The organism is Leptolyngbya sp. UWPOB_LEPTO1 (assembly GCF_017302695.1).
In the GTDB taxonomy this organism is placed as follows: Bacteria; Cyanobacteriota; Cyanobacteriia; order Leptolyngbyales; family Leptolyngbyaceae; genus Leptolyngbya; species Leptolyngbya boryana.
Map to the genome: position 1 here is coordinate 54278 of NZ_JAFLCJ010000008.1, position 19494 is coordinate 73771.

The following is a 19494-nucleotide window of genomic DNA, read 5'->3' on the forward strand; positions in this document are numbered from 1 at the left end:
TCGATACGGTTTGTACACGATAACTCACCGTTCCTCTAAAGACAAATCAGCAAATCAACCGCTTGTAAATAAAGACAAAAAGTTGCTGAGTTTCTAGGAACAAAAACACTCTTTCTTACGACTATTAAAGTAAGAAATCTGAGAAAAAAGCTCTCAATCAAATCTTCAGTTACTCTAGGATATAGTCATGAAACTCTCTCTTAAGTCGGTTGCAACTCTCTCTGCCCTTTCCGCACTCGTTCTCTCGCCTTTGTTTGTTGCTGGTGCTGCTTCTGCTCAGCCTGTTCGCTTCGATGGTAGCTACGTTGGTGCAGGGGTTGCAGCAGGTATTACCAATGGTGGACGTGATAATGATGCAGCCACATTCGGAGGTAATATTCAAGGACGATTTGCAGTTCCGAATGCTCCTGTTTCTGTTCGCGGCTCTGTCTTGTTTAATGGCAACAACAGTGTGATCATTCCTTCCTTAACTTACGACCTTCCTGTTGCTAAAAACACAAACGTTTATGCTGGCGCAGGCTACGGTTTCGTTCAGAAAGATGGTCAAGCTTCTCAAATGGGGAACAAAGATGCAGCCGTTCTTTCTGTAGGTGTTGAATCGGAAGTTACGAGAGGCGTAGTTGTCTACAGTGATGCAAAATATGGCATCAATGCTTATCAAGGAAGTGGCGCTGGTTCATTGAGCTTACAGGGTGGCGTTGGGATTAGATTCTAATTGCAATTCTGCAATCTCAATCTGTTTGTCTCTCTGATCTAAAAATTAGCTCCTAGCAATGCTAGGGGCTTTTTTATTAGCCCTAAGAAAGAGGGTGTTTTAAAACTGCTTCGTCAATATAAAGACAGAGATTTGAAAAAGTTTTTAATTAGAGGATGGTATGACTAATTCTGCCAAAGGAAAAATTTCAACAGATTTGCAACAAGCCAAAGAAGTTGGACAACTGCGTGCTGATCGGATTCGGGAAATCATGCGCAACGCGATCGCTCAGGTCATGTCAGAACTGAAATCCGGTACAGGAGATATTCGATCGCTGGTGAAAGACGCCTTCTCCAGTGCTGCAAGCAGCCTGCAAGAAAGCGGAACTCAAGTCAAAGAAGACATTACTGCATCTGTTGAAGGCGTGATTGAAGGGATTAGTCGCACTCGGCAGCAGCAAATTGCAGAAACCGAAGCTCAAGTGAAGCAATTACAATCGCAATTATCCGAGCAAGAAGAGGAACTTGAGCAAGAAGTAGAAGCGGGAATGCATGGACTGAAAGACGCAGCGAAAGATATGTCAGCCGAAGTTCGAGAGCAGATTGAACAAACCATTGAATCGATTCGCAATAGCGAGGAAGCGACTTTGTTGAAGAGACGATATGCTCAGGTTCAAGCGCAATTGGCAATTCTCAGAGCAAACCTGGCAGCGCGGACAGAAGATTATCACGATCGGGCACAAGCTCATCTCGATGAAGCGAGAGAGTGGTACGACAAAGCACGCCCGCAAGCTGAAGCTGCAAAGACTCAAGCTGATCAGAAGATGGCTCAGCTAGACCAAAAAATGGGAGAGGCAGGAATAGCTTTGGCTCAGAAGGAACGGCAAGTCAAGCAGTTGCTGAAAGATCTTCTGAAACAGGCAACGGATATGGTGAAGGATGCGAGTGAATCTCGCAAAGCCCCCAAATCTTCAGAACCAAAATTGCCCCCGACTCAAATCGAAATCGAGGACAGTAAAATTCGTTAGAACCGTTGTGAGATTTAGTTTCGGCTTTACTCAATCCGCGACGCTCTTAGAGTTATAGGTTGAGCGGAGCCGAGACGCATTCTTCCGGTTGCTTGCTGTGATTGATCCAGCACGATCGAGCAGCCCGATCGTGCATTCATTTAAGATCGTCTTGTTTGCTCGATTGCATCTTCTGCACGTTTCGCATCTTCTGCTTTGCCCTGCTCCTCAAACAGTGTTTTAGCGCGTTCAAATGCCTCGATCGCGTCTCTTGGAAAATCACGCGCCTTCAACGCAGTGCCTAACTGGAAATAGGCACTGGCATTATTTGGATCTAGCTTGATGACTTCTCGAAATACCATAATCGACCGCATCGTTTCTTTCTGTTCTAAAGCTGTTTCTGCTAGAGCAAATTGTGCTTCAACAGAATTTGGATCCAAATTGACCGATCGCTGAAACGCGGCTAAAGCTGCTGCATTATTCCCGACTTCCCGAAGAATCTTGCCGATTTGAAGATGCAGCTTTGAATTATTCGGATCTAATCTGACTGCCCGATTGAATGCAGTCAAAGCAGCCGTCGAATCTCCCTTACTTAACAAAGCAATCCCTATACCAATTTGAGTACTGGTTCGTCTTGGGTCAAGCTGAGCTGCCCTTTGAAGTGTAGCGATTCCTTGATCAATCTGCCCTTGTTGAATCTGGATTAGCCCCATTGATTCTTGTGCATCTACATTTCGACTATTGAGCCTTATAGCCTGCTGATAGGCTGCCAAAGCTTGCGACAAATTCCCCTGACGTGCGAGTACCGTTCCCAAACCCAAAAACGCGTTGACATTGCGAGCGTCTAATTCTGTCGCCCGACGATAAGCAGTTGCCGCCGCACTATCATTGCCCAAATTCGCCAGGCTAAATCCCAATGCATAAACAAAATCTGCATTTGCAGGTTCTAGCGTAATTGCCTGCTGATAAGCATCTGCGGCTTCCTGAAACTTTCCTTGCTGAGCGTAAATGTAACCCATGCCAGAAAAGATTCGAGCATTACGATTATCGATCGACGAAGCTCGCTGAAAGGCATCGATCGCCTCAGTCCACTTCTTTTGATCGACTAACTCTCGCCCTTGTTCGAGGAGCTTATCGAGTTCAGTATCTTGAGACTGGGCAAACGCCAACGAAGGCATCAATCCTGCCCAAAGCAAGACAGTCAGTGGCAATATTGATCGACGAATTCGAGTCATTGTGAGCATACGAGAATCTATAAAACAATTACGAGGAACGTCAAGTCGATCAGAAACTAGCGTGTTCAGATGTTCGATGAAACATTGCAATTATTTGCGAGCACTTCTATCAAAGGACAGTCTTCACCTGGATAAATTCTATGATCTTACCTACACCAGATGTGCTTAGAAATCTAGTGATCGGATCATACCTTGCGATTGTCACAGCTGACATCGGGTACGCGATAAATGCGTGAAACACCCTCTTGATGGTATTCAAAGACTGATAGGAAAAGGACTACAAGCTACAAATGCAGATTTGCACAAGAACATCCACCCTAGACAGGTAGAACTTCAGCAGTAGGCAAAACTCTAGCTACACCTGCTGTAATAGGGTATCGAGATGAATACTGAGACGATTAATCTTGTTCAATCTGGCGTTTTTTTTCTGATCACTGCAGTGTGGACTACCGTAAAAATTTGCTGATCCCGCAGAATTTCTTTCTAATGATGGATCAAGGTCATCTCACTCTCGATAGAGTGATTTCCATTGAGCAGCCCATATAGTCTTAGGCAAGCGTAATTTCTTTGCAAATGACTATTTTGTTCGAGGAGCAAATTTACAATGGCATATACTAATCGTCCTGTAACTGAAGCGGCTGTCATTCCTGTAGCAGCTGATTATCATGATCGGGTTCGTTGGGGTCCGATTCTCGCTGGCTTATTTGTCGCGCTGGTTTCGCAGTTGATTTTGAGTGCACTGGGTGCAGCAATTGGGGCAACCTCGATCGCAAATTCGGGCGCACCCCGCTCTGACGCAGGTGGAGTCGGTACAGCAGTTGGCATCTGGGCAACGATTAGCTTACTGATTTCTCTGTTTATTGGAAGCTGGATTATGGCACGGGCTTGCGGTCCGATGACCCGAAGTACAGCTTTGCTGAATGGGGCAATTCTTTGGGCAACGACCCTAGCGTTGAGTGCTTTTCTTTTAGCGAGTGGTGTATCAGGCGCGTTTGGCTTAGCAGCTACAACAGCGGCAAATGTTGCAGGGGCGGCTTTGCCTCAAACTGGAGTGCCGAATGTCGATCCAAATGCAGCGCCCAATATCAGCGCTCAAGATGCCCGAAACATCGCAGGTACGACTGCAACCGCAGGTTGGTCATTTGTGATTGGTTCACTTTTGGGCTTAGCGGCATCTCTTGCAGGCGCAGCAACCGGCACTCGCAGACCGCGGGCTGCTTATGTTGAACCAGGTCGTGTCGCGCAGTAATTGTCGCAACAGCGATCGTTGAAAACCCCTCACAGCAGTTAGGGGTTTTTATTTTGGATTTTGGATAAAAAGTACAAGTCAGAAAATAGAATAGTGTGGAACAGGAAAATTGCCTTTAAAACATTGAAGGGGTGTCTCATCAACACCCCTAAAATATTAAACGGGCTAGGAGGGATTCGAACCCCCGACACCGTGGTCCGTAGCCACGTGCTCTAGTCCACTGAGCTACAAGCCCTTGTCAGCACTTATTCAATATACAACAATCTGCTCCAAATGACAAAAAATTCTGAAAATTCCTCAACACTTTCTCATCTTGATGCTCAAGGACAAGCGCAGATGGTTGATGTATCAGCTAAATCTGCAACGATAAGACAAGCAACAGCGATCGCGCGGGTGCGGATGAAGCCCGAAACTTTACTGGCGATCGAGTCGGGTAATAGTCCGAAAGGGGATGTTCTAAGCACAGCCCGAATCGCCGGAATCATGGCAGCGAAGCAAACATCCAATTTAATTCCACTGTGTCACCCACTCCCGATTCAAAAAGTCGAAGTCAATATTATTGCCGTGCCCGAACTTCCCGGATTTGAGATTCAAGCCACTGTGAAAATCAAAGCAGAGACGGGCGTTGAAATGGAGGCTTTGACAGCAGCCTCTATTGCGGCTTTGACGCTCTATGACATGGCGAAAGCGCTCGAGAAATCCATTACGATCGAACAAATTTGCTTGCTGAGCAAAACGGGAGGAAAATCGGGAGATTATCAGCAATCACCAAACCCGTAATTCCTCTTAAATTTTTTGTAAAGCGGGAACTATTTGAAGGCGTTCCCCGTGAAATTGCTTATACTCAGGAAATGCTCCCTTGACATCGCCCCCTCATTTTTCCATTGGCAAATCCAAGGTGGTATTCCCGCAATGAATGAACCGAACGAATTAGAACTGACTGAATCGCTCTTTAATGCGATCGCACAAGCTTTAGAGGCGTGTTGCCACTCCGGACATTTATCGGCAGATGAATACATCTCACTGCTTGACTCTGTATGGTTTACGCTCGACTTCGGCACGCGTCGTCCGAGATGAATCATCAGCCAGGTTGCGGCTCTGCTCAGCGTGCAATTCTAAAATTTCTGCGAGTTCAGCAAAACCCAAGCCCAGATCTCACGATCAGTTGAATTGAGTTCTCTTATATTAAGGTGGATTTTGGATTGCAGAATTGATAGGGACAGGACGATTGCTGAAGCCGTCCTTCCTCAATCCAAAATTCACCATTAAAAAAGCGCGGCTTAGCCGCGCATATTTGAGATCCTACAATGAGAGATGAGGGAGACACTTTATCTCAGATAACTTGCTTCTGCTTCCAACATCCGCAGCAGAGCTTGATCGCCACGTGCTCTTGCTGCTTCCATGCGGCGTTGTAGATTTCGTTGTAAGTTTTCGCGGTGAACGCGGGTAACTTCGGCTGCGTGAAGACGATTTCTATTCATATGTAGGGTTCCTAGAGGTTAGTTTTTCTTATCACCATGATTTGATATTAGCATTGGCAAATTAAAACGGTAGCTTATGCTACTAAAAATTCATACTTGAGATGTAGTTTTTTGACAAAACAGATGATTGTTACCCTGATGACAGACTTTGGATTAAGTGATGCTTATGTCGGAGTGATGAAAGGTATGATCGCTCAAATTAATCCAAGGCTGCAAACTATTGACCTTACGCATCAAATTCCTCCGCAAGATATTACTTCTGCCCGTTTTCAACTTATGACTGCCTATCCGTATTTTCCGGACGGGACAGTTCATGTTGTCGTGGTTGATCCAAGCGTAGGCAGTTCGCGCAGAGCGATCGCAGTGCAGCTGAAAGCTGGATTTGTGGTTGCGCCAGATAATGGTTTGGTGAGCGGCATCTTAGAACATGCAGTGGCAGCGGTCGAGTTAACGAATCGAAAATATTGGCGATCGCAAACTCCCAGCGCAACATTCCACGGGCGCGATATCTTTGCCCCGGTTGGAGCACACCTTGCAAGTGGCGTTCCCTTGAAAGAGTTAGGGGATGAAATTGATTTGAATTCGATCATCAAATTGCCAATTCCTGATGCGATCGCAACCGAGAATGGCATTCAAGGAGTAATTCAGGCGATCGATCATTTCGGCAATTTGATCACCAATATTCCGGGGGAAAGGTTTTTCAATTGCTCTTGGTCAGTCCAGATTCATCAATCGATTTATGCAGGTCATACAACCTATGCTGATGCGAAAGTTGGCGAGATCATCGGACTGATTGGAAGTCACGGTTGGGTTGAAATTGCGATGAATCATGGCAATGCTCAGAGCTATTTGAAATTGGGGATTGGAACGTCGATCGTGACTGTTATTCAGTCAAATTAGTCCGAAAACTTTAAGACTTCTGAGTTCACCATCCAATCATTGAAAGAACCATGAAGCGTTGAAGGCTTGTAGATTGTTCAAATCACCGCTATTTAAATTTACCGATCGCCCGAACCAACGGCTCAAAAACCTCGATCAACTCTTTGCGACTCACGACTAACGTGGGATATGATCGTGCTCCATAATCTTTCCCAACCTCTAACGGAAAAATCGGGGTTAACTCTAGCGAATACCAAACGGCTCCTGATGCTTGCACGATCGCCCAAACTGCTGCAATATCCCAAATTTTTGGAGTCGCCTCAACTCCGCCCATTGTTGACCCCGCCGCAACGGTCAGCAAATTGTAAGTCGCTACTCCCAACATCCGAATTTTCGCAGGAAACGGCTGCTGCAAAACCGAAGTACTTCTTGCACAGAGATTAAAAAAGTGATTTTTCGTTAAAGCTTCTTGGCTCGATCGAATCGGTTTGCCATTGAGAAAAGCCCCCGACGGCATCTCTAGCCCTGATTCACCCTGCCAATATCCATAAAAAGACTGCCCCAATGGGGGCAAATGTACCAATCCAAAAACCGGAGTGCCCTGATAAAGCAATCCGATCGAGATTCCCCACAGCGGCAACCCTCGTGCAAAATTCGTTGTGCCATCGACTGGATCAATAATCCAGCACCATTCTCGATCGGGAAAAATATGCTCGACTTCTTCGCTCAAAACCCCGTGATCAGGAAAAGCTTGAGCGATCGCGCTCCGAATCCGCTCATCCGCCCATTGATCCGATTGTGTCACCAAACTGCCATCGGCTTTTTCGGCTACCTGAGCTTGTCCAAAATCCTTGAGCAATTGTGCACCAACTTCTGTGGTGATTTGCTGAGCAAAAGAGAGAACCGTATTCCAAAATTCAGACATATCGAAATCCCAAAGCAGTGCGGGAGATAGAGAGCAGGGAGTATTCTTCCATCATCCTGCAAAATGCTCCTGATCTTTTCATCCTGCAAAGTCAGACTCTCACATCTTAGAACAGGCTATCTTCTTAAGCTGCGTTGCCATAAAGGAATCAACGACTGTGCCTGGTCGTAAGCATTCGTGCCGAGTGGAATTCTTTGAGCGATCGCGATCGCGCCCGCCGGATCTACACTCGCTTGTGACATTGCCGTTTGCAGCAATTGCTGACTCAGATCATTCATCAACGTCTGAGCTTCTGGGCGGAGTGGGCTAGCTATGGGTACAGTATCTGCAATCTGAATTCCTTCTGTGACCGAATCAACCGTACCACCATTCGCCGCCGCTCTTGCTTTCTGCAACGTGAGTACAGCATCCCCACCCTGTAGCGGAGTTGCTGAATCAGGGACAGGACTAGACACAGGTTGAGCCAACGCCTGTTCGCGATCGCGAATGGCTTGAAGTTGCTGAGCATACTGACCGCGTTTATCGGCTGCTTCTGCACCGAGCGATCGCCGGGAAGAAATGCGACCCAGCAAATAGATCGCTTGTTGCAACGATCCTGCATCGCCTCGACTCGCAATTTGCTCTGCTTGCTGAATGAGTGGACGATCCTCTTGATTCTGCATTTCACTGGTGACTCGCTGAATCAACTGGCGAGCTTCCCGAGACTTCGGATTAGAACTAGAAACCTGAGATGCAGCGTCAATCGCCGCTTGCAAATCTTCAGGTCGGTTGGATTGCGCAAGCTGCTGTGCTCGATTCAATTGCGCCATATCTCCTTTTTCTGCTTGCCAACGCGCAATTAACCGCTGCGCTTTTCCAAAAGTCGGACGATCTGCACCAATTTTCTGCGCTTGGGCGGTCGCGGCATCATAGTCTTCGGGCAACCCATTGCCGATTCGATTGATCGCACTTGCTAATGTTTCGTAGTCTTCGATCTCTTGCTTCAAATTTGCAGCTTCTGGAATCTGCCGAATAATGTCTAATGCAGCCGTTGTGTCTCTACGATCGAGTGCTGCATCAGCTAACGCCAACATCTTCTTCCCAGCATCGACCAGGGTTTCCTGCGCACCTTGGTAGACATAGCTCTTATTGTTGATGCTAGCCAGCAGTTTGATTGCTTCTTGAAAATTCTGTATCCCGCCGGACTCGATCAAACTTTTTGCTTTCGTAATCTTGCTGATGTCGTCGCGGGTTGCAGCAATGATGCCGCTAATCTCTTGGTATTTTGTAGTTTGCCAGAAGGTATTGTCGATCGACAATAACCGTCCTGCTTCTGTCATTGCTAACCGCCAATTTTGCTGCCGTAGCGCCTCTTCAGCTTTGCGGTAAAGGGTTTCGGCAGATGACCAAATACTCTGCCATTTTTTAATTCGCTCTTCGACTTGAGTATGAGCAGTCCCAACTCTTGGAACCCTTCTTGCTGTTTTAATGGCAGCATCGAGTTTTCCAGCTTGGAATGACTCTTCACTCAAGTCCAAAATCTCTTGTGCCCAAGCTTCAATCAACCGAGTCGCTTCTGCATAAAGCGGATGATCGGAGGGAAGATTTTTGACAAGCTCGATCGCTTCTAATAAATCATTTGGAGTCCGCTTATTTGCTGCGAGCTGAGCACAATGGAGTCTTAGAGAAGCTGAAGCGAGCGGCCAGAAAATTGAAGGACAATTGGGAACGGCAGGAAGCTTGAACAAAAATGCGAGCGAGAGCGCAGTTGTGCCCCCTGTGATTGCGAGTGACAATGCGATCATTGCCCGCCAATCACTGAACAGCCAGGTTCGCGCTTGATTGAGGCGATCGAGCACAGCAGCCAACTTAGTCGGAGACTCTTTCGGGGAAGGGAGTTCTTGAACCGCTTGGGTCGATCGCGAAGAAGCTGCCACGCTTCGGTGAGACGGCGATGACTTACGGTTCCGACGATTAGGAATGCCGCGTTCTCTGGTCATAGGTGAGTGTAAAACTGCAAGAGAGCGATCGATACAAATTGAGAGATCGCAATAGAAGCCATCCTACTCCTCAATGAGGGGAAAAGACCATCTAGCTTCTGCGAGTTAATCATCTTTTCACCAAATTTTCAAGCTATCCGGGATCAGTCCTGGCAGATTCACTGATCTGCGATTCCCGCTTCTCGATATGATCAGATTCGCATATTTACATCGGATTAGACCTCATGGAACTGCAAGGAAAAGTCGCGATCGTCACGGGCGCATCACGAGGAATCGGACGGGCGACCGCATTGGCATTGGCAGAAGAAGGCGCAACAGTCGTTGTGAATTACGCGAGTTCTAGTGGTGCAGCAGATGCAGTAGTAGCAGAAATTGTTGGAAACGGCGGAAGTGCGATCGCGCTGCAAGCTGACGTGTCAAAGGCAGATCAAGTCGATGCCTTAATCAATTTCACCATGGAGAAATACGGCAGAATTGATGTCTTAGTGAATAATGCAGGCATTACACGCGACACGTTGCTGCTAAGAATGAAGCCTGAAGAGTGGCAAGCCGTCATCGATTTGAATTTGACGGGCGTATTTCTCTGCACGAGAGCCGTGAGCAAAATTATGCTGAAGCAGCGGAGCGGCAGAATTGTGAATATTACTTCTGTCGCTGGGCAAATGGGCAACCCAGGTCAAGCCAATTACAGTGCAGCCAAAGCGGGTGTCATTGGATTTACGAAAACTGTTGCGAAAGAGTTGGCAAGTCGCGGAATTACTGTCAATGCAGTTGCCCCTGGATTTATTGAGACCGATATGACGCATGATCTCAAAGCAGATGAAATTCTCAAATTCATCCCGCTCAATCGGTATGGCAAACCCGAAGAAGTGGCAGGACTGATTCGCTTTTTGGCAGCGTCTCCCGCGGCTGCCTATATCACCGGACAAGTCATGAATGTCGATGGTGGAATGGTGATGGCTTAGTTGAATGCAAAAACCTCGCTCACGAATCGCAACTTTGAGCGAGGTTTATTGTTGTACTGAATTGCAAATGTCTGGGTTAGCGCAATCGGTTGAAATCGCAAAATCGAATCGTAGAGAGATTGAACCAAAAATGGGCAAGTTCGCGATCCGCCTATTTTGGTTTCACCACTAAGACAGAACACGGTGCATCTTCTACAATCTGACTGCTAACAGAGCCAAGCAAAATTCGCTTCATCCCAGTCAAACCTCGACTTCCCAGCACAATCAGATCCGCGTGATGAATCTTTGCGAGCCTCAAAATTTCTTCGGCAGGATCACCCGTGACAATTTCAACTTCGCTCTTACAAGCCAGCGAGTGTTGATAGGTTTGTAACTGCTTTTCAATTTCAGCGTAGGGAAAGCTTTCTAAATCAGCGCTCGGTCGATCGACGACGATATCCACTTCAGATTGATTCGTTGGCACGACATGCGACAACACAACTTTTGAGCGCGGTTCGAGTTTCAACTCCTCAACTGTATTGAGCACCTGTCTCGCAGAAGACTCTGCGACATCGATCGCGACTAATACCGTATTTAGCATCAGGTCTGCCTCCCATAGAGCGCCACACTTTGACTGTAGCGCTCTATCTTTAGAGTTCTAAAAACTACCGGAATCCCTTAATCTTCAATCGAGTATTTCTACGGTTCAGGATTGAGCAGCGAATCTTTGCGAACTCGGATCGAGTTTGCATGAGAGTGTAAGCCCTCAGCCGTCGCTAAGATATCGACTGCACTCGCAACCTTTTGCAGCGCGATCGGCGAATACTGAATCACACTTGAGTGTTTCAAAAACGTTTCAACACCCAGAGGCGAAGCATATCGAGCCGATCCAGACGTTGGCAATGTGTGATTAGGTCCTGCCAAATAATCTCCGACTGCCTCAGGAGTCGAATCTCCTAAGAAAATCGCTCCAGCATGACGGATATTTTGCATCAACTCCCAAGGATCAGCGACTTCGAGTTCTAAGTGTTCTGGCGCGAACTCGTTAGAAAGCTCGGCTGCCGCTTCTAAGGTTTCTACAACAATAATCAAGCCGTAATGCGCGATCGCTTTTTCGGTCAAGGTTCGACGCGGATGATCGACTAACTGCTGCTCAACTTCATCCACAACCTTCCGCGCCAAAATCGCATCGGTTGTAATCAGAATCGACGCTGCCATTGCATCATGTTCCGCCTGCGCCAACATATCCGCTGCCACATGAGTCGGGTTTGCGGTGTGATCGGCAATGATCAACACTTCAGACGGACCTGCTAGAGAATCGATGCCAACGGTTCCGTAAACTAATTTTTTTGCCAAGGTCACATAGATATTGCCGGGACCTGTGATCACATCGACTTTCGGAATCGTCTCCGTCCCATACGCCAAAGCACCAACGGCTTGCGCTCCACCTACCCGATAGATATCTGTCACTCCTGCTTCTTGAGCCGCAACCAGAACGGCTGGATTGATGGCTTTATCTTTTCCAGGTGGAGTCACCATGACGATCTTAGGCACTTGCGCCACGATCGCGGGAACCGCATTCATCAAAACCGTACTTGGATACGACGCTTTTCCGCCTGGAACATACAGCCCAGCACGATCGACCGGAGTGTAGCGTTTCCCCAGAACAACATCATCGTCGCCAAAATGCACCCAGCTTTTCGGCACACGCTGACGGTGAAAGGCTTCGATTTGTTTGCGGGCAAGGCGAATTGCATCAATCAGCTCACCAGAGACTTGGCTATAAGCAGCTTCAAGTTCTAGGGGACTAACTTTTAATTCTTCAGGAGCCAATTCTTGTTGGTCAAACTCTAAGGTATATGCCAAAAGCGCACGATCACCTTGACGTTTGACAGCTTGCAGTACCTCCCGGACTGTCGCTTCTTTGTGTACAACTTGATCGTCATGAGTGCGATCGCAAATGCGTCGCAGTTCAGATGTTGCCTCAGACCACTGAGTAATGATTCGCAGCATGGAGTTAGGAAGTGTCAGTCTCTAAAAGAACCCGTCCGAGATATGCAGGGCTTGAACGATTCTAACGGTCTTGACCCGAATTGGGGAGCGTTTGTCGTTTCTTTATCTAGCTTAACCTGGATTTCTGAAGGAATACACAGATCGAGCGATCCTGATGTTATAGTATTTTATCTGACTATTTTTCTGTCCATCTAGAACAAGCTTTCTAAGACTCACCGTGGCAAACATCAAATCTGCTAAGAAGCGCGTCCAAGTTGCAGAGCGTAATCGCCTGCGTAATAAATCCTATAAATCAGCGGTAAAAACCCTGATGAAGAAGTATTTTGCGGCTGTCGATCAGCTTGCCGCAAATCCGTCAGATTCGGAAGCTAAGAAAGCAGTCGATGAGGCAATGTCGGCAGCTTACAGCAAGATCGATAAGGCTGTAAAACGTGGAGTTCTCCATCGCAACACTGGCGCACGTCGCAAAGCTCGGTTGAGCCGCGTGCTGAAGCAAAAGACCGCAGTCGCTTCGTAATTCATCTCTGAATGCAACTGATCGATACTCACGTTCATATTAATTTCGACGCATTCGAGCCTGACTTGGATGCGATCGCTGAGCGTTGGCGTGAAGCAGGCGTGGTTCGATTAGTCCATTCCTGCGTGGAACCGTCGGAATTTCCGCAAATTCAGAATCTAGCAAATCGTTTCCCCGAACTCTCGTTTGCGGTCGGTCTTCATCCGCTCGATGTCGAGGAGTTATGGTCGGCGAATTCAGAACAGGAAATTCTCACCCTGGCGCAATCGGATTCGCGGGTTGTGGCGATCGGGGAAACCGGGCTAGATTTTTTCAAAGCAGAAAATCGATCTGAGCAGATTGCAGCATTTCGGACACAGTTAGCGATCGCGAAGCAGTTAGATCTGCCCGTGATTATTCACTGTCGAGACGCGGCTGAAACGATGGCAGAAGTGGTGCAAGACTTTTGGCGCGAGCAAGGACAAGTCAAAGGCGTGATGCACTGCTGGGGCGGGACTCCAGCAGAAACTCAGTGGTTTCTGGATTTAGGCTTTTATGTCAGCTTCAGCGGTACGGTTACGTTTAAGAACGCGAAGCAAATCCATGAATCCGCCAAACTTGTTCCGAGCGATCGCATCTTAGTCGAAACCGACTGTCCGTTTTTGGCTCCGGTTCCAAAACGGGGGGAGCGGCGGAATGAACCATCCTATGTTCAGTACGTGGCTCAACACGTCGCAGCACTCCGTGACGTTTCGATCGAGCAGCTTGCAAAACAGACGACAGAAAATGCTTGCCGACTGTTCGGGCTGACGATTTCTGAATCGCTTGCTCCGAATTGAGCAGCGATCTCTAATCGACGTGGGAGGTATGCAGTTTCAGCCGCATCCGCTAAGCCTGCATCTCACAAGTTCCTCGAATCGTCAAGGCACAAAATGAAAAACTTGCGCCATAATGAGAAGAGTGCGAAAATTACTAGGCTAATTTTCATTGACTTGTTGAATTCAGCTTTTCGGGGTTGAATTCTATGAGCTTTTCGCACCGCCAACGAATCAAGGCTACGCGGCTCACCTTTTTCGTTCCACCTTCATTGGCAACCTTGGAGGCTTAACTGGCTAACTCACCCGTTTCTCAACGTCCAACAATCTAATATTCCGTTGTTTTGGGGTTCTTTAGAAGCCCAAACTTTTTGCATTGACATATTTTTGCAATTACCGTAAAATCTGGGATTCGCGATCGCAGCGCGACCCTGCAGAGGAGACGCATGACTGAGCAGCAGACCTATACCACTCCCGCCTTCGTACTACCGGATTTAGTTGAAATCCAGCGGGCAAGCTTCCGTTGGTTTCTGGAAGAAGGGCTTATCGAAGAACTCGACAGCTTTTCACCGATTACTGATTACACCGGGAAGCTAGAACTTCATTTTATCGGCAAAAACTTCAAACTGAAACGTCCGAAGTATGATGTCGATGAAGCTAAGCGTCGAGACAGCACTTACGCCGTTCAGATGTATGTCCCCACTCGCCTCATCAACAAAGAGACTGGGGAAATCAAAGAACAGGAAGTGTTTATTGGTGACTTGCCGCTGATGACCGATCGCGGAACGTTCATCATCAACGGTGCGGAACGTGTGATCGTCAATCAGATCGTTCGTAGCCCTGGCGTCTATTACAAATCAGAAACCGATAAGAATGGTCGTCGGACTTACAATGCGAGTTTGATTCCCAACCGAGGCGCATGGTTGAAGTTTGAAACCGATAAGAACGACTTGGTTTGGGTACGGATCGATAAAACTCGGAAACTGTCGGCGCAAGTGCTCCTCAAAGCGTTGGGTCTGACCGATAACGAGATTTTTGATTCGCTGAGACATCCGGAGTATTTCCAGAAAACGATCGAGAAAGAAGGTCAGTACGGCGAAGAAGAAGCGTTGATGGAGCTTTACCGGAAATTGCGTCCGGGTGAGCCTCCGACCGTTTCAGGTGGAGCACAACTTTTAGAGTCGAGATTCTTTGACCCCAAACGCTACGACTTGGGCAAAGTGGGTCGCTATAAGTTGAACAAAAAATTGCGCCTGAACGTACCGGAAGCGACCAGAGTTCTGACTCCGCAGGATATTTTGTCGGCGATCGACTATCTGATCAACCTGGAATTCGATATCGGCATGATCGACGATATTGACCACTTGGGAAATCGTCGCGTTCGTTCGGTTGGTGAATTGCTGCAAAACCAGGTGCGAGTTGGGCTGAACCGTTTAGAAAGAATCATTCGGGAACGGATGACTGTTTCTGATTCGGATTCATTAACTCCTGCATCTTTGGTCAACCCGAAACCGTTGGTCGCTGCAATCAAAGAGTTCTTTGGTTCGTCGCAGCTATCCCAGTTCATGGATCAAACCAATCCTCTCGCCGAGCTGACCCACAAACGCCGGATCAGCGCACTCGGTCCAGGTGGCCTGACTCGTGAGCGTGCAGGTTTCGCGGTGCGTGATATTCACCCATCGCACTATGGACGGATCTGCCCGATCGAGACTCCTGAAGGCCCGAACGCGGGTCTGATTGGTTCACTTGCAACTCACGCACGCGTTAATCCGTACGGATTTATCGAAACGCCTTATTACAAGGTGGAAAACGGTCGGGTTCGCAAAGACTTGCCTGCCGTCTATATGACTGCGGACGAAGAAGACGATCTGCGGGTGGCAGCAGGTGACATCAACACCGACGAAGACAACAACATCATCGGAGAATCGATCGCAGTTCGATATCGCCAAGACTTTACGACTGCTGCACCTGAAGAAGTGGACTATGTTGCCGTTTCTCCGGTACAGATCATCTCGGTTGCAACTTCGCTGATTCCATTCCTGGAACACGATGACGCGAACCGAGCATTGATGGGATCGAACATGCAACGTCAGGCAGTTCCTCTGCTGCGTCCAGAACGTCCTTTAGTGGGAACTGGATTAGAAGCACAGGCAGCGCGTGACTCTGGGATGGTCGTCGTCAGCCGAACTGATGGTGAAGTGACTTATGTCGATGCGACAACGCTGCGCGTGAAAGATGCTGCAACTGGTAAAGAAATTGAATACCAGATGCAGAAGTATCAGCGATCGAACCAAGATACCTGCTTAAACCAACGCCCGATCGTCTTTGTCGGCGATAAGGTGAGAGCTGGGGAAATTTTGGCAGACGGTTCTGCGACTGAGCGAGGCGAATTAGCGCTAGGTCAAAACATCCTAGTCGCATACATGCCTTGGGAAGGCTACAACTATGAGGATGCGATTCTAATTAGTGAACGCCTCGTTTACGACGACGTTTATACCTCAATTCACATTGAGAAATATGAAATTGAAGCGCGTCAAACCAAGTTAGGGCCGGAAGAAATCACGCGTGAAATTCCCAACGTTGGGGAAGATTCTCTGCGTCAACTGGATGAAAACGGCATTATCCGAATTGGAGCCTATGTCGAAGCGGGCGATATCCTCGTCGGTAAAGTGACTCCGAAAGGGGAATCTGATCAGCCTCCTGAAGAAAAACTCCTGAGAGCGATCTTCGGTGAAAAGGCGCGCGATGTAAGAGACAACTCTTTGCGTGTACCAAACGGTGAGAAAGGTCGGATCGTTGACGTGCGGGTGTTTACTCGTGAGCAAGGAGACGAATTGCCGCCGGGTGCAAACATGGTTGTTCGTGTTTATGTCGCTCAGAAACGGAAGATCCAAGTCGGCGACAAAATGGCGGGGCGACATGGAAATAAAGGGATTATTTCGCGGATTTTACCGATCGAAGATATGCCCTATCTTCCCGATGGCACACCCGTTGACATCGTTCTGAATCCACTCGGTGTACCAAGTCGGATGAACGTGGGTCAGGTCTATGAGTGTCTCTTAGGCTGGGCAGCTCAATGTCTGGAAGCTCGATTCAAAATCGTGCCATTTGATGAAATGCACGGCGAAGAAAAATCGCGTGAATCGGTGCATGGCAAATTGCAGGAAGCTCAGGACACGCGGATCAAAGCAACCGCAGATGGTTACTGGCTCTACAATCCAGACGATCCAGGTAAGATTCAGGTCTATGACGGACGAACGGGTGAAGCCTTCGATCGACCGATCACAATCGGTAAAGCTTACATGCTGAAACTGGTTCACTTGGTTGACGACAAGATCCACGCGCGATCGACTGGTCCGTACTCGCTCGTTACTCAGCAACCGTTGGGTGGAAAAGCGCAGCAGGGTGGACAGCGATTCGGAGAAATGGAAGTGTGGGCGCTCGAAGCATTTGGAGCTGCTTACACCCTGCAAGAATTGCTGACGGTGAAATCCGACGACATGCAAGGGCGAAATGAAGCGCTCAATGCGATCGTCAAAGGTAAAGCCATTCCGCGACCTGGAACACCAGAATCCTTTAAGGTCTTGATGCGCGAGTTGCAATCTCTCTGTCTTGATGTGGCAGTCCACAAGGTTGAGACCAAAGACGATGGAAGCAGCCGAGATATGGAAGTTGATTTAATGGCGGATGTCAATAGCCGTCGCGCGCCGTCGCGTCCAACTTATGAGTCGATTTCGCGTGAATCGCTGGAAGAGGACGACGATTAAGCCTAGAAGTTAGAACGCTGTAAATTAGCATCTATCCTTATCCAGGCAAGATGTCGCCTTCACAGCGTTCTGCTTCGTACCCCTCACACATTTTTGTCGCTACACCAACTCAAGGACAACACGATGCCAAAGATAGAACAGCGGTTTGACTATGTGAAAATCGGTCTGGCATCTCCGGAACGCATTCGCCAATGGGGAGAACGGACTTTACCGAATGGGCAAGTCGTTGGAGAAGTCACGAAGCCAGAAACCATCAACTACCGTACACTCAAGCCTGAAATGGACGGCTTGTTTTGTGAGCGGATTTTTGGACCTGCAAAAGATTGGGAATGCCATTGTGGCAAATACAAGCGGGTTCGCCATCGCGGAATTGTCTGTGAGCGTTGCGGAGTCGAAGTAACCGAGTCGCGCGTTCGTCGTCACCGGATGGGGTATATCAAACTGGCGGCTCCTGTCGCTCACGTCTGGTACCTCAAAGGGATTCCAAGCTACATGGCGATCTTGCTCGATATGCCACTGCGCGACGTTGAGCAAATTGTTTACTTCAACGCTTACGTTGTTCTCAATCCTGGTAATGCTGACAATCTGACCTACAAGCAATTGCTGACCGAAGATCAGTGGATTGAGATCGAAGATGAACTCTACAGCGAAGATTCTCAGCTGAGCGGAATCGAAGTTGGCATCGGGGCAGAAGCACTGAAACAGCTGCTGCAAGACATCAACTTAGACGAAGAAGCGGAAAGACTGCGCGAAGAAATCGCAGTTTCCAAAGGTCAGAAACGCGCCAAATTGATCAAACGTCTGCGCGTCTTAGATAACTTCATCGCGACAGGCTCACTGCCTGAGTGGATGGTGTTAGATGTCATTCCGGTGATTCCGCCTGACTTGCGCCCGATGGTGCAACTCGATGGTGGACGGTTTGCGACTTCCGACTTGAACGATTTGTATCGTCGCGTGATCAACCGCAACAATCGTCTGGCTCGTCTGCAAGAAATTCTCGCCCCTGAAATTATCGTGCGGAATGAAAAGCGGATGTTGCAAGAAGCAGTAGACGCATTGATCGATAACGGTCGTCGGGGTCGAACGGTCGTCGGGGCAAACAACCGTCCGTTGAAATCGCTCTCCGACATTATCGAAGGGAAACAAGGTCGATTCCGTCAGAACTTGCTCGGTAAACGGGTTGACTACTCCGGTCGTTCTGTAATCGTAGTTGGGCCGAAGCTGAAAATTCATCAGTGTGGACTGCCGCGAGAAATGGCGATCGAGCTTTTCCAACCGTTCGTGATTCATCGCCTGATTCGTCAAGGCTTAGTCAACAACATCAAAGCCGCGAAGAAACTGATTCAGCGTAACGATCCGACCGTTTGGGACGTTCTAGAAGAGGTGATCGAAGGACACCCTGTATTCCTGAACCGAGCTCCGACGCTGCACCGTCTGGGGATTCAAGCCTTTGAACCCATCCTCGTCGATGGTCGTGCCATTCAACTGCACCCGCTTGTCTGTCCAGCCTTTAACGCTGACTTTGACGGTGACCAAATGGCGGTTCACGTACCGCTCTCGCTCGAAGCTCAGGCAGAAGCGCGCCTCTTAATGCTGGCATCGAATAACATTCTTTCGCCTGCAACCGGTCGCCCGATCATTACGCCTAGCCAAGATATGGTCTTAGGCTGCTACTACTTGACCGCAGAAAATCCAGAAGCGACAAAGGGCGAAGGACGCTACTTTGCGAATCTCGACGATGCGATCACCGCTTACGAACAGAACCAAATTGATCTGCACTCCTACGTTTGGGTGCGATTTGATGGCGAAGTCGAGGGTGGCAATGGTGACTTGATCGAGCAACAAGAAGCCGAGGGCATTGTGACCAAAATCTATGAGTCTTGCCGTCGTCGTGAAGATGCAGATGGGAATTTGATTTCGCAATACATCAAAACGACAGCAGGGCGAATTATCTACAACAAGACAGTGTTCGACGCATTGGTTAGCTAGTCGGGAGCTAGGAGCTAGGGAG

At 48.3% G+C, this 19494-nt stretch carries 17 protein-coding genes and 1 tRNA gene; 11 read left to right on the top strand and 7 right to left on the bottom strand.

Annotated features, from left to right (window positions below; genetic code table 11):
* Positions 1-187 precede the first annotated feature (187 nt).
* Both J0L70_RS13820 and J0L70_RS13825 read left to right on the top strand, forming a co-directional pair.
* Positions 188-715, top strand: coding sequence for an outer membrane beta-barrel protein (locus J0L70_RS13820; protein ID WP_017291383.1), 528 nt, complete (start codon positions 188-190; stop codon positions 713-715).
* A 160-nt stretch (positions 716-875) separates the two neighbouring features.
* Positions 876-1721, top strand: coding sequence for a histidine kinase (locus J0L70_RS13825; RefSeq protein WP_287455044.1), 846 nt, complete (start codon positions 876-878; stop codon positions 1719-1721).
* A 140-nt stretch (positions 1722-1861) separates the two neighbouring features.
* On the opposite strand, the gene J0L70_RS13830 is transcribed toward J0L70_RS13825, so the two are convergent.
* The gene (locus J0L70_RS13830) at positions 1862-2935 is read right to left on the bottom strand and encodes a tetratricopeptide repeat protein (protein WP_026149033.1); all 1074 of its coding nucleotides are present in this window, start codon (positions 2933-2935) and stop codon (positions 1862-1864) included.
* A 604-nt stretch (positions 2936-3539) separates the two neighbouring features.
* Between J0L70_RS13830 and J0L70_RS13835 the strand changes: the two genes are divergently transcribed.
* A complete protein-coding gene (locus tag J0L70_RS13835) occupies positions 3540-4184 on the top strand; it encodes a hypothetical protein (RefSeq protein WP_017291380.1) in 645 nt (214 codons plus the stop codon).
* A 161-nt stretch (positions 4185-4345) separates the two neighbouring features.
* Here the strand turns inward: J0L70_RS13835 and J0L70_RS13840 are convergent.
* Positions 4346-4419, bottom strand: a tRNA-Arg gene (locus J0L70_RS13840).
* 38 nt (positions 4420-4457) lie between these two features.
* Here J0L70_RS13840 and moaC point away from each other — a divergent pair.
* Positions 4458-4964 (top strand): cyclic pyranopterin monophosphate synthase MoaC, encoded by a 507-nt coding sequence (gene moaC / locus J0L70_RS13845; protein WP_017291379.1) that lies wholly within the window; start codon positions 4458-4460, stop codon positions 4962-4964.
* A 132-nt stretch (positions 4965-5096) separates the two neighbouring features.
* A complete protein-coding gene (locus J0L70_RS13850; RefSeq protein WP_154660841.1) occupies positions 5097-5261 on the top strand; it encodes a hypothetical protein in 165 nt (54 codons plus the stop codon).
* A 251-nt stretch (positions 5262-5512) separates the two neighbouring features.
* Here the strand turns inward: J0L70_RS13850 and pirA are convergent, their stop codons facing one another.
* Positions 5513-5665, bottom strand: a complete 153-nt coding sequence (gene pirA / locus J0L70_RS13855; protein ID WP_017291378.1) for an arginine synthesis PII-interacting regulator PirA — start codon at positions 5663-5665, stop codon at positions 5513-5515.
* Positions 5666-5788: 123 nt separating this feature from the next.
* Here pirA and J0L70_RS13860 point away from each other — a divergent pair, with 123 nt between their 5' ends.
* Complete coding sequence (locus J0L70_RS13860; protein WP_287455045.1) at positions 5789-6565, top strand: SAM hydrolase/SAM-dependent halogenase family protein; 777 nt, start codon at positions 5789-5791, stop codon at positions 6563-6565.
* Positions 6566-6653: 88 nt separating this feature from the next.
* On the opposite strand, the gene J0L70_RS13865 is transcribed toward J0L70_RS13860, so the two are convergent.
* Both J0L70_RS13865 and J0L70_RS13870 read right to left on the bottom strand, forming a co-directional pair.
* Positions 6654-7469, bottom strand: coding sequence for an inositol monophosphatase family protein (locus tag J0L70_RS13865; protein WP_287455046.1), 816 nt, complete (start codon positions 7467-7469; stop codon positions 6654-6656).
* 116 nt (positions 7470-7585) lie between these two features.
* A complete protein-coding gene (locus J0L70_RS13870; RefSeq protein ID WP_287455047.1) occupies positions 7586-9448 on the bottom strand; it encodes a hypothetical protein in 1863 nt (620 codons plus the stop codon).
* 224 nt (positions 9449-9672) lie between these two features.
* Here J0L70_RS13870 and fabG point away from each other — a divergent pair, with 224 nt between their 5' ends.
* The gene (gene fabG / locus J0L70_RS13875) at positions 9673-10413 is read left to right on the top strand and encodes a 3-oxoacyl-[acyl-carrier-protein] reductase (protein WP_287455048.1); all 741 of its coding nucleotides are present in this window, start codon (positions 9673-9675) and stop codon (positions 10411-10413) included.
* A gap of 151 nt (positions 10414-10564) precedes the next feature.
* Here the strand turns inward: fabG and J0L70_RS13880 are convergent, their stop codons facing one another.
* The gene (locus J0L70_RS13880) at positions 10565-10993 is read right to left on the bottom strand and encodes a universal stress protein (protein ID WP_017291372.1); all 429 of its coding nucleotides are present in this window, start codon (positions 10991-10993) and stop codon (positions 10565-10567) included.
* A 98-nt stretch (positions 10994-11091) separates the two neighbouring features.
* On the bottom strand, positions 11092-12405 hold the full coding sequence (gene hisD, locus J0L70_RS13885) for a histidinol dehydrogenase (protein WP_017291371.1): 1314 nt from the start codon (positions 12403-12405) through the stop codon (positions 11092-11094).
* Between the two features lie 217 nt (positions 12406-12622).
* On the opposite strand from hisD, the gene rpsT reads away from it, so the two are divergent.
* From rpsT to J0L70_RS13905, 4 genes are all read left to right on the top strand, one after another.
* Positions 12623-12922: a 30S ribosomal protein S20 gene (rpsT, locus tag J0L70_RS13890; RefSeq protein ID WP_017291370.1), complete on the top strand. Its 300-nt coding sequence runs from the start codon at positions 12623-12625 to the stop codon at positions 12920-12922.
* An 11-nt stretch (positions 12923-12933) separates the two neighbouring features.
* Positions 12934-13740, top strand: a complete 807-nt coding sequence (locus tag J0L70_RS13895) for a TatD family hydrolase (RefSeq protein ID WP_287455049.1) — start codon at positions 12934-12936, stop codon at positions 13738-13740.
* Between the two features lie 422 nt (positions 13741-14162).
* Entirely contained in the window at positions 14163-17483 is a 3321-nt protein-coding gene (gene rpoB / locus J0L70_RS13900; protein ID WP_017291368.1) for a DNA-directed RNA polymerase subunit beta, read from the top strand.
* 123 nt (positions 17484-17606) lie between these two features.
* Complete coding sequence (locus J0L70_RS13905) at positions 17607-19472, top strand: DNA-directed RNA polymerase subunit gamma (protein ID WP_017291367.1); 1866 nt, start codon at positions 17607-17609, stop codon at positions 19470-19472.
* Positions 19473-19494: the final 22 nt, after the last annotated feature.

Bases quoted from the DNA above. Each gene is read 5' to 3' on its own strand.
- moaC (WP_017291379.1), top strand. From the start codon at position 4,458: ATGACAAAAAATTCTGAAAATTCCTCAACACTTTCTCATCTTGATGCT.
- fabG (WP_287455048.1), top strand. From the start codon at position 9,673: ATGGAACTGCAAGGAAAAGTCGCGATCGTCACGGGCGCATCACGAGGA.
- J0L70_RS13850 (WP_154660841.1), top strand. From the start codon at position 5,097: ATGAATGAACCGAACGAATTAGAACTGACTGAATCGCTCTTTAATGCG.
- J0L70_RS13895 (WP_287455049.1), top strand. From the start codon at position 12,934: ATGCAACTGATCGATACTCACGTTCATATTAATTTCGACGCATTCGAG.
- J0L70_RS13835 (WP_017291380.1), top strand. From the start codon at position 3,540: ATGGCATATACTAATCGTCCTGTAACTGAAGCGGCTGTCATTCCTGTA.
- pirA (WP_017291378.1), bottom strand. From the start codon at position 5,665: ATGAATAGAAATCGTCTTCACGCAGCCGAAGTTACCCGCGTTCACCGC.
- J0L70_RS13865 (WP_287455046.1), bottom strand. From the start codon at position 7,469: ATGTCTGAATTTTGGAATACGGTTCTCTCTTTTGCTCAGCAAATCACC.
- J0L70_RS13870 (WP_287455047.1), bottom strand. From the start codon at position 9,448: ATGACCAGAGAACGCGGCATTCCTAATCGTCGGAACCGTAAGTCATCG.
- J0L70_RS13905 (WP_017291367.1), top strand. From the start codon at position 17,607: ATGCCAAAGATAGAACAGCGGTTTGACTATGTGAAAATCGGTCTGGCA.
- J0L70_RS13880 (WP_017291372.1), bottom strand. From the start codon at position 10,993: ATGCTAAATACGGTATTAGTCGCGATCGATGTCGCAGAGTCTTCTGCG.
- J0L70_RS13830 (WP_026149033.1), bottom strand. From the start codon at position 2,935: ATGACTCGAATTCGTCGATCAATATTGCCACTGACTGTCTTGCTTTGG.
- hisD (WP_017291371.1), bottom strand. From the start codon at position 12,405: ATGCTGCGAATCATTACTCAGTGGTCTGAGGCAACATCTGAACTGCGA.
- rpoB (WP_017291368.1), top strand. From the start codon at position 14,163: ATGACTGAGCAGCAGACCTATACCACTCCCGCCTTCGTACTACCGGAT.
- J0L70_RS13825 (WP_287455044.1), top strand. From the start codon at position 876: ATGACTAATTCTGCCAAAGGAAAAATTTCAACAGATTTGCAACAAGCC.
- J0L70_RS13860 (WP_287455045.1), top strand. From the start codon at position 5,789: ATGATTGTTACCCTGATGACAGACTTTGGATTAAGTGATGCTTATGTC.
- J0L70_RS13820 (WP_017291383.1), top strand. From the start codon at position 188: ATGAAACTCTCTCTTAAGTCGGTTGCAACTCTCTCTGCCCTTTCCGCA.